The following is a 12,128-nucleotide window of genomic DNA, read 5'->3' as shown; positions in this document are numbered from 1 at the left end:
AGTCCGGAAGCGAAGGACGGGGGCCGGTTTTGGCGGTAATGCCCGGAAAGGTGCTGAAGCAACAAGGACTTACTCGGCCGGGATTGAAGGGAAAACACATGCGCAAGTCAAAGTCAGCCCTGAGATGAAAGCGGTGGACTGCTGACAAACCCGGGAGACCAATTTTCGCGACACCGAGCCGCAGGGGGCCCTCGACGAAAAATCGCTTCCTCCTGACGCGTTGTCGACAGCCTGTCATCTCCGATGAAGGGCTGTTTTTGTTTTTTCGGAGGAAGTTGTTCATATTCAGTTCACAATCGCCTGCTACGATTCATGTGCGAATCGATTCAAGGAGGAGGGATATCCCGACATGACATATGAACCGCAAACCGCGCCGAAGGACCGGGAATGGGCCGTGGAAGCGCGCGGATTGGTGAAAAGCTTTGGCACCCACCGGGCGGTGAACGGTCTCGATTTGTACGTGCAGGCGGGCACCGTCTACGGAGTGCTGGGCCCCAACGGGGCCGGCAAGACAACGACCATCCGGATGCTGGCCACGTTGTTGCGCCCGGACGCCGGCTTTGCCAAGATTTTCGGTTACGATGTCGTGAAAGAGCCGCAAAGGGTCCGGCAGTTGATCGGTGTCACCGGCCAATACGCATCCGTCGACGAATCGCTTAATGCGGTGGAAAATCTGATGATCTTTTCCAGACTTCTGGGGCTGAGCCGAAAAGAGGCGCGGCGAAAAACCGGCGAACTGTTGGAGGAGTTCGGCCTGACGGAAGCGGCAAAGCGCCCGTTGAAGCACTTCTCGGGCGGTATGCGCCGGCGCCTGGATCTCGCCGCCAGCCTCATCGCCCGGCCGCCCCTCCTCTTTCTGGACGAACCGACCACCGGTCTCGATCCGCGCACGCGCAATCAAATGTGGGAGACGATTCGCCGCCTGGTGAAAACGGGAACGACGGTGCTGCTGACGACCCAATATTTGCAGGAAGCGGATGAACTGGCGGATCGAATTGCCGTGATCGATCACGGCCGGGTTGTTGCGGAAGGGACACCCGATGAACTGAAGACCTCCGTCGGCCGGTCGTCCTTGCAGATCAAGCCGCGGCATCCCGGGGAGATCGAAACGGCAAGGCGCATCATCGAGCGGGTTCTCCGTGTCCCGTCGACGGTGTCCCCGGAAACCGGGAACATCACGGCTCCGATGGCCGATGCGTCCCAGGTGACGGACCTGCTCATCGCCTTGCGCCGGGAGGAAATTCGCCTGACGGAGATCAGCGTGCAAAAACCCACCTTGGATGAGGTCTTCCTGGCCATCACCGGCCGGGAGGCGGGAATAAGCGCAGAAGAATTTGGTGTTGCGAGGGAGGAAAAAATGGGATGAAAAGCATTTCACTTCCGTCCGTCAATCGACCGTTGAAAAATCGTGCAAGCTTTTCCCAGGCAGTAAGTCAAACGCTGACGATGGCCCGTCGCAGTCTGCTGAAAGTTCGGCGCACGCCGGAGCATTTTTCCGACGTCACTTTCCAGCCGATCCTTTTCACCCTGATGTTTACCTACATCTTCGGCGGGGCCATCGCGGGGAATGTGCGGGACTACCTGCCGATCATCGTTCCCGGCATTCTGATCCAGACGTTGGTCGGGGCCGCCGTTGCCTCGGGGGTTCAACTTCGAGATGATATGGACAAGGGCGTGTTTGACCGATTTAAAGCGATGCCGATCGCCCGGATCGCTCCGTTGGCGGGAATCTTGTTGGCCGATACGGTCCGGTACGCCATCGCCGCCGTTGTAACGTTCAGCGCGGGGTATCTCATCGGCTACCGACCGGAAGGAGGCCTTGCCGGCGTGGCGCTCGCGGCCGTTTTCGCCGTCTGCTGCGCGTGGGCCCTCAGCTGGATTTTCGCCTTCCTCGGCGTCATCGCGCGGGATGCCTCCAGTTTGCAGGGGATCTCCATGGTGGTGTTGTTTCCGCTCATGTTTGTCTCCAATGCCTTCGTGCCGGTGGAGACGATGCCCGGCTGGATGCGATGGTTTGCCGAAATCAACCCGATTTCCCACATGATCGCGGCCGTCCGCGAGATGGCCAATCAGGGGACGATGGGCGCCGACTTCACGGTCTCCCTGCTGGGCGCGGCGGCAATCGTCGCGATCTTTGCCCCGATCACGGTCCGCGTGTACATGCGCCGCGCGTAGCCAATCGAAAGAGAGGAGATGAAAATGGCGCGAATCCTGGTCGTCGACGATGACGCACATATCCGGGAACTGGTGAATCATTTTTTGAGCCTTGAGGGCTTTGAGGTCCACGAGGCGGCCGATGGAAAAGAGGCGCTGGGCCTGCTGGAAACGGTGAGCGTGGATTTGGTCATCATGGATATCATGATGCCGGAGATGGACGGGTGGGAGCTCTGCCGGGAACTGCGCGACGTCGGCGACGTGCCGATTCTGATGTTGACGGCCAAGGGGGAGACGAGGCAAAAAGTGAAGGGATTTGAACTCGGGGCGGACGATTATCTCGTCAAACCCTTCGACCCGCTCGAACTGGTCGCCCGGGTCAAAGCCCTGCTCAAACGGTACCGGATCGCCACATCGCAAACCGTGCAGATCGGCCCCTTGTCCTTAAACCGCAAGACGTACGAATGCCGGATGGGAGACCGGGAGATCGCCTTGCCGCCGAAGGAGTTCGAACTGCTCTTCAAGCTGGCCAGCTATCCGGGCAAAACGTTTACGCGGGACGAATTGATCGAACAGATCTGGGGCTACGATTACGAAGGGGATGAACGAACGGTGGACGTGCACATCAAGCGGCTGCGCGAGCGGTTTGCTCATCCGGATGCTCCCTTTTTGATCCGGACGATTCGGGGACTCGGTTACCGGTTGGAGGCCTGCCGATGAAACGGCCATGGTTTGCGCTGAAGGCGGTCTTGACGCTGATTGCCATGATCGCCGTCATCAGCGCGTACTGGACCGCCGCCTTTTTCCTGGCGGAGGCGGTTTACGACCGCCTGGACTGGCGGCCGCAACCCTTGGTCCGGCAGCTTGTGACGGCGAACACGGGATTCCTTCTGATGGGGATCAGCATGAGCGCGATCGCGCCGTTCATACGGAGGCACGAAAAGGCGTACTGGCAAAACTTGATGAATGCCATCCAACGGATCGCGAAGGGCGATTTTCGCGTCAATTTCCATGTGGATCGGGAGAAGCGGAATCATCCCATGACGGAACTGGTAACGGGCCTCAATGACATGGTCGCCCAATTGCGGGCGATGGAGGAGATGCGCCAGGAGTTCATCTCGAACGTGTCCCATGAGATCGGCTCTCCCCTCACTTCGATCCGCGGGTTCGCCCGGGCGCTGAAAAACGAGGATCTGAGCCGGGAGCAAAGGATGCGTTACCTGGACATCATTGAAACGGAATGCGTCCGGCTGTCCAAGTTGAGCGAGAATATGCTGCGGCTGACGATGTTGGAATCGAACCAGCATTCCTTTTTCCCCGCCCCCTATCGTCTGGATGCGCAGCTTCAGACGATCCTTCTTCGCTGCGAACCGCAGTGGGCGGAAAAAGATTTGGACATGAGCGCAGAGCTCGAAAAGGTGGTCATCACTGCCGATGAGGACCTGCTGAGTCAAGTGTGGCTGAACCTGATTCACAACGCCATCAAATTCACGCCGAAAGGGGGGAGGATCACCATCCGGCTTGAGCGCGAAGGCGACAAGGCAGTTGTCACCGTTTGCGACACCGGGCCGGGAATCAGAAAGCAGGATCAGCACCGCATCTTTGAGCGGTTTTATAAATCGGACAAATCCCGCCATCGCGCCGCCGGCGGAAGCGGTCTCGGCTTGTCGATCGCGAAGAAAATTGTTGAAATCCATCATGGAAAGATTTCGGTGCACAGCCGGCCGGGGGAAGGGGCCGCTTTCACCGTGGAGCTTCCCCTCCAATCTCCCGCCTCCGCGCAGAGCGGTTGAAGGGGAGGCGGGCGTTCCTGGCGGATGCGTTGGGACTCGGCCATCTTTGAAGGTGCTGCAAGGGTGAAGAAAAAAGGACGCCGCGCGCCTTGAGACTGCAGACATCTTGCTTTGTAAAGAATGATATAGGGAAAAGGGGGTGTGCCGCTGAGTGCCTTTGCCATGAAGGTGAAACGAAGCGGTCCCCCCTTCGGCGTCTGATGGGATTTTTCCGATCAGGTCAAAGACCGATTTTTCGCCTCGATTCCATGTGGCAGGGGTCGTTCAGCGAAAAATCGCTCCCTCTTAGGCTATGTCGACAACCTATAGGGCTCATGCGCCCTTTTTCTCATTTCTCCGGTTTTTTTCGAAAAAAACGATCTAGCTTGCTTTCTTTCCGGATTCGATTTTTCCGCTGTGATTACGCAAGAAAAAGGAATCCATTCACTCAGGAGTTCCGGAAGCATCCCGTTCTCCCGTGAATCGCGCCACGTGCATGGCCAGGTAGGCCACTTCATCTTCCGGGAGTTTGATGTGAAGCCTGTCTTCCAGCCTGTCGGCCACCGCTTGCGCCCGTCGGAAGCTTTCGGGAAGGCGCTCCCGGATGGCGCGGATCAGCGGATTGACGATGGGCTGAGCGGTGAGGGCGCGTTGAACGGCAAACCGTACATGAGTGACGAAACGGACGTAATCCAGGGATTCTCTGGGGAGGGACCGATTCAATTGGCGTTCCATCTCCTGAACCGCCGCACGCACGCCTTCCGTGACGCGGATGGTTTCCGACCATTTTCCCCGCTCCCGGGCGGCCTGGAGGTGCAGGGTCAAGAATCCGATTTCCGAATCGGGGATCTTGACGCCGAAGCGCTTTTCCATCAGCTTGGCAGCGTCGGCGGCAGGACCCCAGGCCTCGGGATACAGGAACCGGATTTCCTCGAGAAAGGGGTTGTCGATTTCCAGCCCGCCTTTGAGGCGTTTGAGGGCGAAGCCGATGTGATCCGGCAATGCAACGTGGATGTGTTCGTGCAGGGGGCCCAGCAGCGGTGTGGCGTGGGCGATGATCTCCTCGGCGACGCCGATCACCTCGTCGCTGACCACAGTGAAAAGCTGCTTAAATTTGGCGCGATTGTCCGGATTGGCCAGGGTAAACCGCTTTTCGATCCGAGGGTCCTCCGGGTCGATCGGATTTCCGCGCCGCGCGCCGAAGCCCAATCCCCGGCCGATGAGAATCTCTTCCTCCCCGTCCGGCGACCGCACCACCAGCACGTTGTTGTTGAGCGAACGATCCACCACATAATGGCCCCGTTTCATTCTCATCCTCCGCTGTCTCCTTCCGCCTTCCGCACCTCGCTGTTCACCGAATTCCACAAAGGGAGGGCCAAATCCTTTTCCGCAAACATTTTGGCCGCCGCGTTCCGGATTGCGTTTTGGATCGGAACGTTCAGTCTATTTATATCTTTGAAGGAGAATTTTTCTTCAAGGAGGTCGGGTGGGATGGCGGATTCCTATCCGGTGATGAAAGGAGCGGAGCCCTTCTTCTTTGAGGGGAACGAGGTGGGGGTGCTGGTTCAGCACGGATTTACCGGCACGACCCAAAGCATGCGGGAGCTCGGCGAGTACCTGGCCCAATGCGGGTTTACCGTCCATGGTCCCCGCCTGAAGGGGCACGGCACCCATCCCGAGGAGATGGAAAAGACCACCTATAAGGACTGGATTGCTTCCTCCGAGGCGGGGTACCGTCTGCTCAAGGAGAGGTGCTCCCGGGTGTTCGTGGTCGGCCTGTCCATGGGAGGGACGTTGGCCCTCCATCTGGCGCACCGGTATCCGGAGACTCGGGGCATCGTCTTGATCAACGCCGCCATGTTCATGGAGGAGTTGGAGAAGGTGGCCCAATTGGAGGAACCTCGCTTCCTGGAACCCCTCGGCTCGGACATCAAGGCTCCGGGCGTAAAGGAGCTGGCCTATGAAAAAACACCCCTGAAGTCGGTGCGGGAGCTGGTGCGGTTCATGGCGGAGACCAGGGAGAAGGTCTCTTCCATCACCTGTCCCGCCCTGATCCTCGTCTCCACGGAGGATCACGTGGTTCCTCCTTCCAACTCCCGGTTTATTTACGAAGAGCTTTCGAGCGAGGACAAGGAATTGGTGGAGCTCAAAAACTCCTACCATGTGGCCACCCTCGACAACGACAAGGAATTGATCAAAAGGGAAACGGAGAAGTTTATCCGCCGTCTGGTGAAGGAGTGATCAGGGACTGGCAGGTATCGGTGAGGAAATAGAAGCGGGGGAAAACCGCTCCCTCTTGATACGCTTTCAACGATTGAAGGCGGGCAATCTGCCCGCCTTTGGAGTTGGAAGAGATGTCATCTCAGGGGGGAAGACAAGAGATTCTAAGGCGCATGTGCCGAGAGAAAATAGGAAACAATGAAAAGCGGAATACATAAAACGTACAGAATGTACACTTTGTGCATATTCTGTTACAATAGGAGGTGAGGAGGGTTGATGATGCAAGCGATGAACGCCACCGAGGTCCGCCGGCATTGGAGCGAGTTTATTGACGGCGTCGTGCGAGGGCGCCCCCAGGCAGTGAAGCGTAATCGGGATCATATACTGGCCATCTCGCTGGATCATGCCAGGGAGTTGTTGAATGGAGTGCGGTTTACGATGAAAGTTGAGCATGAAGAAGACGGATCGGTTACCGGTTCACTGGAAGGCCTGGACCTGGTGGAAAACGCCCCGGACCTCGAATCCCTCCGAAGGGCTCTGGCCAAGGAACTGTTAATCTACTCCGAGCACTACTTTGCCCAATTCCCCATGTACTTTTCCTCTCCAAACCGACGTCACCACTTCCCGGCCGTTCTTCGTGTACAATTGGCTGAAAGTGAAGATGAAGTGATGGAGCTGATCGATTGAGTGCCCACCTGGAGGGAGTTGGAACGATACTGCCGGAGAAACGGTTGGAGAGAGCTGCCGGGGAAAAGGGATCACATCTATTTCGAGAAGCAGCTTCCGGATGGAACCGTGTTGCGAACCAAGGTTTCACGCGGCAGCGGGGAAATCCCCAAACGGCTTTGGCAGCAGATCCTGAAGAAGCAACTGAAGATCACGATGGAGGAATTTAACCGGGGGAAGTGAGAAAGGAGGTGTTCGGAGGCGCTTTTCCTCCTCAACTCCATGCAGAGGGGGGCGTCCGGCGAACAATCGATCCCTCTTGATGCGTTTTCAACGATAGAAGGCGGGCAATTTGCCCGCCTGTTCGTATATCGGACCCATGGGAGCGTCGAATGGTTCACGACGCGATACAAACCGCCGTCCAAAACCGTCCCGTTGCCCGAGTGTCCATCGGCGGTGTCAGTCGTAGCGCAGTCCGTGTCCGTAGGGGTAAAGATCGCCGATGCTCACCGGGAGACGCCCCCCCGGCTGTTTGCCGAAGATTACTTCGACTGCCGCCCGAAGCGCGGTGGGGTTGGGGGTTTGCCAACGGTCGAGGGCGTAGGATGCGAGGTATGCATCCACCTCCGGATAGTCGGCGAGGTCATAGGGCAGACCCAGGGAGAGGGCGACCACCGGTTTTCCCGTCTTCTGCAGGGCCCGGACCAACTCGCTTTGTCCCGGTGGGAGTTTGCTCTGGGAATAGGTGGCGACCAGGATCCGATCCGCCTGCTCGGCCAGCCGGACCGCTTCCTGTATCTCTTCCGCCGTCGGATCGTAAGTCCGGGCTTGCCATCCGATCACCTCGCCTCCCCCGATCGCCTGGACCACTTCCACCGCTTCCGGCACTTGGATTACCCCCGCCACCAGGGTGGTTTGGTTCTCATTCCGCCGAAAAGGCAACACCCCTTCATTTTTCACCAGAGTGGTCGCGCGGCGCGCGATCTCATCCGCTTTTTTCCGGTGGGAGGGCTGGCCGTTCACCCTTTCCGCCCGTTTCGGGTTGACGTAGCGATCGGCGAACAGACCGTACTCACATTTGGCCTGCAGCACCCGGCGGACGGAGGCGTCCACCCGTTTTTCGGAAATCGCTCCGGTCCGGACCCCGTCGAGGATCGCGCTGATGGTTTCCACATGATCCTCAAAGGAGCCGGTGGACATGATCACGTCGGCTCCGGCCTGCACGGCCATCGCCGTGGCCTCCCGGGTGCCCCAGTTTTCGTCGATGGCGTCCATCGTCATGGCGTCGGTGATGATGATCCCGTCATAGCCCATCTCGTTTCTCAAAAGGCCGGTCAGCACCTTGTGAGACAGGGTGGCCGGGAGTTCCGGATCGATCGCCTCCACCACCACGTGGGCCGTCATGATGGAGTCGACCCCCGCGTCGATGGCGGCCTGAAAGGGCGGAAGGTGGACCTTTTCCAGAGTTTCCCGGTCATAACCGACCGTGGGCAATCCGAGATGGGAGTCCACATCCGTGTCCCCGTGTCCCGGAAAATGCTTGGCCGAGGCGATCACCTTTTCTTTCTGGTACGCCCGCACCTGCGCGGCGGTCAGCCTTGCAGCCTGTTGCGGGTTTTCGCCGAAGGAGCGGACGCCGATCACGGGATTTTCCGAATTGGTGTTCACATCGGCCACCGGGGAGAAGTTCCAGTGAAAGCCCATCGCCCGGGCCTCCCGGGCGGTCAGCCGGGCGGCTTCCTCGGCATCCTTGACGCTGTGGGTGGCCCCGATTCCCATCTGCCGGGGAAAGGCGGTGGTGCCCCGGCGGATGTTCTGGAAGGCGCCGAACTCGAGATCGGCGGAGATCAGGAGGGGGATTCCCAGCCGGGTATGGGATGCCCACTTCTGAAGCCGGTTGTTGTATTCGGCCATGAAGGCGGGATCCGGTTTGTTGTAGATGATCACCGATCCGACGTGGTAGTCCTGAAGGATTTTTCGGGTATTTTCGTCGGGCATGCCGCCGGGGGCATCGTGGGTGACCGCCATCACCATCTGTCCGGCCTTCTCCTCCAGGGTCATCCGGGAAAGAAGGCTTTCCGCCAACCCCTTGCAGGAAGGGGTTGCCCGCGCCGAAGCGGGAGCGGTCGGCACCGATGCGGTCAAGGCGACGCCCAGGATCGAAGCGACGGTTCCCATCCACACGCGGCGAAAGAGGGACATGGACCATCCTCCTTAAGGCGGGATTGTTGAACCTGTTCGACGAGGGATCCGTCTTTTCCTTGTCATTTGAATTCAATTGGGAGAATTCAAACAAAAAGTCCCTCCACCCGCAGGGTTTGGAGGGACTAAAGGCGTTTTTTGTCCGTGTATTTTTCACGATTTCAACTGTTGTTCGGCCGGTAGGGTTGTTTCGCGAAGGGGCCGGCTCTTGTCCATCAGTGAGACGACGACCATGATGATCAGGCTGGCGGCCATGCCGTACATGATGGGATCGGTGGAGGTGATGCCCAAAACGGCCAGTCCGCCGATTACGACCGCCGTGCCGCCGATGACCGCCGAGAAGCCGGCCTTGGGGGTCGCTCTTTTCCAGAAGATACCCATGACGACCGGGATGAAGATCGCCCCGGACAGGATGGCGTAGGCCACGTCCAGCGCCACCAGCACGTCCTGGATCCAGATGGCGAAGACGATGGCGAGCGCCCCCAGGGACAAGGTGGCCAATTTGGAAATCCAGATGTATTTTCGATCGTCGGCTCCTTTGAACAGGAAACGGATGAGAATGTCGTTGGTCAGGAGCGTGGACGATGCGAGCAGGGATCCGGAGGCGTTGGACATCAGCGCGGCGCAGACGGCGGCGAGCACCAACCCCAGCAGACCGGGCGGAAGGATGCCGCCCGCCATTGCGGCGAAGGCGTCCTGGGGCTGCTTTAGGTCGGGCAGGGAAACGAGGGCGCACATTCCGATCAGGCTGAGGGCGATGGCCCAGGCGATGCTGTAGAAGCCGGCAAACAGGGCGCCCTTTCGAGAGACGGAGGCGGACCGGGCCGTGAACACCCGCTGCCAGATATCCTGGGAGACCACCATCCCCAGGCAGTACAGGAGGAAATATTGGAAGATCTGAGCTCCGCCGATGTGGGTCCAATCCAGGTGGGCGGCCGGAACCTTGGCCAGGAGGGCGGAGAAGCCGCCGACGTGGGAGAGGGACATGGGCAGCATGACGAAGAATACGCCGACGGTCATGATGACGAACTGGATGACGTCGGTCATGGTGACGCTCCACATGCCGCCCAACAACGTGTAAAAGATGACGATTCCCCCGCCGACGATCATGGAGGTCGTCAATTCCCAGCCGAGGATGGCGTGGATGATGGCCCCCATGCCGATCACCTGCGTCACCGTCACCATGATGGTGTAGATCACCGCCACCACGGCGCTAAGGAGGCGGGTCTGCTCCCCGTATTTGAGTCCCAGGAGTTCGCTGATGGTGGTCACCTTCAATCGGTTGAAGGCGCCGCTGAAAAAGAGGCCGAGCAACATGATGCCGAGCCCCAGCATCGCGACAAACCACATGCCGGAGATTCCGTGCTCGTATCCCAGCCGGGCGGTGCCGATGGTGGCGGCCCCGCCGATGATGACCGCCACCAGGCAGCTGCAATAGACGATCAGCCCCAAATTGCGGCCGGCCAGTACGTATTCCTCCGAGGTGCGGACTTTTCGGGTCCCGATGATGCCGATCACAATCAGGACGAGGAAATAGACCAGAATCACTCCCGTATCCAACCGATTCATTCGATAACCTCCTTTATAAAACCGGATGGCCGTTGTCCAGCTCGGCCAAGACCCGGTCGAGCACCTTCAATCCCTCATCGATCTGATCGCGGGTGACGGTGAGCGGGGGGATCATGCGGATCACTTCTCCCCGGTTTCCGCAGAGATAGAACAAGACGCCGTAATCGGCGCATCGGTGGAGGATCTTGAGCAGCGTCTCCCCGTCCGGCTCGCCGGTCGTCGGGTCGATGATTTCGATCCCGATCATGAGGCCGACGGAGCGAACATCGCCGATACGCGCATGCTTTTTGCGGAGCTCATCCAGCTTTTCCCGCGCGTAGGCTCCCATCTGGCGGCAACGGGCCAGAAGGTTTTCCTCTTCGATTACCCGGATGGTGGCCAGTGCCGCCTCGCAGGCGATCGGGTTACCCCCGAAGGTGGTGGCGTGGGCGCCCGGCGTCCATTTCCGCATCAGCTCCCGGGAAGCGGCGGTGACGCCGAGGGGCAAGCCCGAGGCGATGCCCTTGGCGATGGACATGATGTCCGGCGTCACGCCGAAGGTCTGGGCGGCGAACCACTGGCCGGTTCTTCCGAACCCGGTCTGCACTTCGTCAAAGACCAGCAAGATGCCGTGCCGGTCGCAGATCTCCCGCAGACGGACCAGCCACTGACGGGGCGGAACGATGTATCCGCCTTCGCCGAGGACGGGCTCAAGGATCACGCAGGCGATTTCTTCCGGCGAAACCTGATGGTGAAAGAGACGTTCCAGGTTCCGTTCCAGCTCCTCCGCGCACCAGGCAGCGACGTCCTGACCCGGCGGGCATTTGCGGGGATCGGCATAGGGAATCTGGTAAACCCCGGAGACTGCGTGCAGATGCTTCCGGTATTTGCTCTTGGAGGTGCTGACGCTCAGGGCGCCCAGGGTGCGGCCGTGAAAACAACCCGTGAACGAAACGACGCAGGGCTTCCCGGTCGCGTGTTTCGCCAGCTTGATCGCTCCTTCCACCGCCTCGGTCCCGCTGTTTCCGAAAAAGAAGGAATCCAGCCCGTCTGGCAGGATGCGGGCCAGCTCTTCCGCCAATTTCAGCGCGGATTCGTAGACGATGACTCCCATGGGGCCGTGGAGAAAACGATCCGCCGCCGCTTTGATCGCCTCCACCACCTTCGGATGGCGGTGCCCCACGTTGGTGACGGCGATGCCGGAGGTGAAATCGAGGTATTTCCTGCCGTCCAGCCCCAGGTAGTAACACCCTTCTTCGCCGATCACCGGCAGGTTGGGGAAATCCTTGGTCATGGTCGGAGCCAGATGGCGATTCATTCTCTTCAGAAACGATTCCGGCGTGCTCAAGCGAATCACTCCTTTTTCTTCAGCGGCTTCCGCGTCCCTCACGTCTGCAGGGGACGGCGGCGCTGATTGGATGCGAGGGGATGATGTTTTCGGGGTGACCGGATTCTCGCGTTTCCGCATAACAATACGATTATACGTATAAACATCCACATCGTCCAGGAGGAAAATGTTGACGGGATGAGGGGAGCGGCCGCGGTCTGTGCCGGAGGAAAACATAA

Annotated in this window: 11 protein-coding genes; 7 read left to right on the top strand and 4 right to left on the bottom strand. The window is 59.2% G+C overall.

What is annotated here, in order from left to right; genetic code table 11:
- Positions 1-349 precede the first annotated feature (349 nt).
- From CLV97_RS06175 to CLV97_RS06160, 4 genes are read left to right on the top strand one after another with little or no spacing between them, the layout of a single operon-like run.
- Positions 350-1,366, top strand: a complete 1,017-nt coding sequence (locus CLV97_RS06175; RefSeq protein WP_106344654.1) for an ATP-binding cassette domain-containing protein — start codon at positions 350-352, stop codon at positions 1,364-1,366.
- A complete protein-coding gene (locus CLV97_RS06170) occupies positions 1,363-2,175 on the top strand; it encodes an ABC transporter permease (RefSeq protein ID WP_106344653.1) in 813 nt (270 codons plus the stop codon). Before CLV97_RS06175 ends, CLV97_RS06170 begins: the two co-directional genes overlap by 4 nt.
- A gap of 24 nt (positions 2,176-2,199) precedes the next feature.
- Positions 2,200-2,874, top strand: a complete 675-nt coding sequence (locus tag CLV97_RS06165) for a response regulator transcription factor (RefSeq protein ID WP_106344652.1) — start codon at positions 2,200-2,202, stop codon at positions 2,872-2,874.
- Positions 2,871-3,947 (top strand): sensor histidine kinase, encoded by a 1,077-nt coding sequence (locus CLV97_RS06160; RefSeq protein ID WP_106344651.1) that lies wholly within the window; start codon positions 2,871-2,873, stop codon positions 3,945-3,947. Before CLV97_RS06165 ends, CLV97_RS06160 begins: the two co-directional genes overlap by 4 nt.
- Positions 3,948-4,370: 423 nt before the next feature.
- Here the strand turns inward: CLV97_RS06160 and CLV97_RS06155 are convergent, their stop codons facing one another.
- Positions 4,371-5,240, bottom strand: a complete 870-nt coding sequence (locus tag CLV97_RS06155) for a BglG family transcription antiterminator (protein ID WP_106344650.1) — start codon at positions 5,238-5,240, stop codon at positions 4,371-4,373.
- Between the two features lie 177 nt (positions 5,241-5,417).
- On the opposite strand from CLV97_RS06155, the gene CLV97_RS06150 reads away from it, so the two are divergent.
- From CLV97_RS06150 to CLV97_RS06140, 3 genes are all read left to right on the top strand, one after another.
- A complete protein-coding gene (locus tag CLV97_RS06150) occupies positions 5,418-6,167 on the top strand; it encodes an alpha/beta hydrolase (protein ID WP_106344649.1) in 750 nt (249 codons plus the stop codon).
- A gap of 258 nt (positions 6,168-6,425) precedes the next feature.
- Positions 6,426-6,833 (top strand): hypothetical protein, encoded by a 408-nt coding sequence (locus CLV97_RS06145; RefSeq protein ID WP_170070381.1) that lies wholly within the window; start codon positions 6,426-6,428, stop codon positions 6,831-6,833.
- Entirely contained in the window at positions 6,834-7,055 is a 222-nt protein-coding gene (locus CLV97_RS06140) for a type II toxin-antitoxin system HicA family toxin (protein ID WP_106344647.1), read from the top strand.
- A gap of 216 nt (positions 7,056-7,271) precedes the next feature.
- Here the strand turns inward: CLV97_RS06140 and CLV97_RS06135 are convergent, their stop codons facing one another.
- From CLV97_RS06135 to CLV97_RS06125, 3 genes are all read right to left on the bottom strand, one after another.
- A complete protein-coding gene (locus CLV97_RS06135; RefSeq protein WP_106344646.1) occupies positions 7,272-9,014 on the bottom strand; it encodes a glycoside hydrolase family 3 protein in 1,743 nt (580 codons plus the stop codon).
- A gap of 153 nt (positions 9,015-9,167) precedes the next feature.
- On the bottom strand, positions 9,168-10,583 hold the full coding sequence (locus CLV97_RS06130) for a sodium:solute symporter family protein (protein WP_106344645.1): 1,416 nt from the start codon (positions 10,581-10,583) through the stop codon (positions 9,168-9,170).
- A gap of 13 nt (positions 10,584-10,596) precedes the next feature.
- The gene (locus tag CLV97_RS06125; RefSeq protein ID WP_281257588.1) at positions 10,597-11,910 is read right to left on the bottom strand and encodes an aspartate aminotransferase family protein; all 1,314 of its coding nucleotides are present in this window, start codon (positions 11,908-11,910) and stop codon (positions 10,597-10,599) included.
- Positions 11,911-12,128: the final 218 nt, after the last annotated feature.

This window comes from Planifilum fimeticola, from assembly GCF_003001905.1.
GTDB lineage: Bacteria > Bacillota > Bacilli > Thermoactinomycetales > DSM-44946 > Planifilum > Planifilum fimeticola.
The sequence above is the reverse complement of the archived record's forward strand: the minus strand, read 5'-3'. Positions and strand labels throughout refer to the sequence as shown.

Bases quoted from the DNA above. Each gene is read 5' to 3' on its own strand.
- CLV97_RS06160 (WP_106344651.1), top strand. From the start codon at position 2,871: ATGAAACGGCCATGGTTTGCGCTGAAGGCGGTCTTGACGCTGATTGCC.
- CLV97_RS06135 (WP_106344646.1), bottom strand. From the start codon at position 9,014: ATGTCCCTCTTTCGCCGCGTGTGGATGGGAACCGTCGCTTCGATCCTG.
- CLV97_RS06170 (WP_106344653.1), top strand. From the start codon at position 1,363: ATGAAAAGCATTTCACTTCCGTCCGTCAATCGACCGTTGAAAAATCGT.
- CLV97_RS06145 (WP_170070381.1), top strand. From the start codon at position 6,426: ATGCAAGCGATGAACGCCACCGAGGTCCGCCGGCATTGGAGCGAGTTT.
- CLV97_RS06130 (WP_106344645.1), bottom strand. From the start codon at position 10,583: ATGAATCGGTTGGATACGGGAGTGATTCTGGTCTATTTCCTCGTCCTG.
- CLV97_RS06150 (WP_106344649.1), top strand. From the start codon at position 5,418: ATGGCGGATTCCTATCCGGTGATGAAAGGAGCGGAGCCCTTCTTCTTT.
- CLV97_RS06175 (WP_106344654.1), top strand. From the start codon at position 350: ATGACATATGAACCGCAAACCGCGCCGAAGGACCGGGAATGGGCCGTG.
- CLV97_RS06155 (WP_106344650.1), bottom strand. From the start codon at position 5,240: ATGAGAATGAAACGGGGCCATTATGTGGTGGATCGTTCGCTCAACAAC.
- CLV97_RS06165 (WP_106344652.1), top strand. From the start codon at position 2,200: ATGGCGCGAATCCTGGTCGTCGACGATGACGCACATATCCGGGAACTG.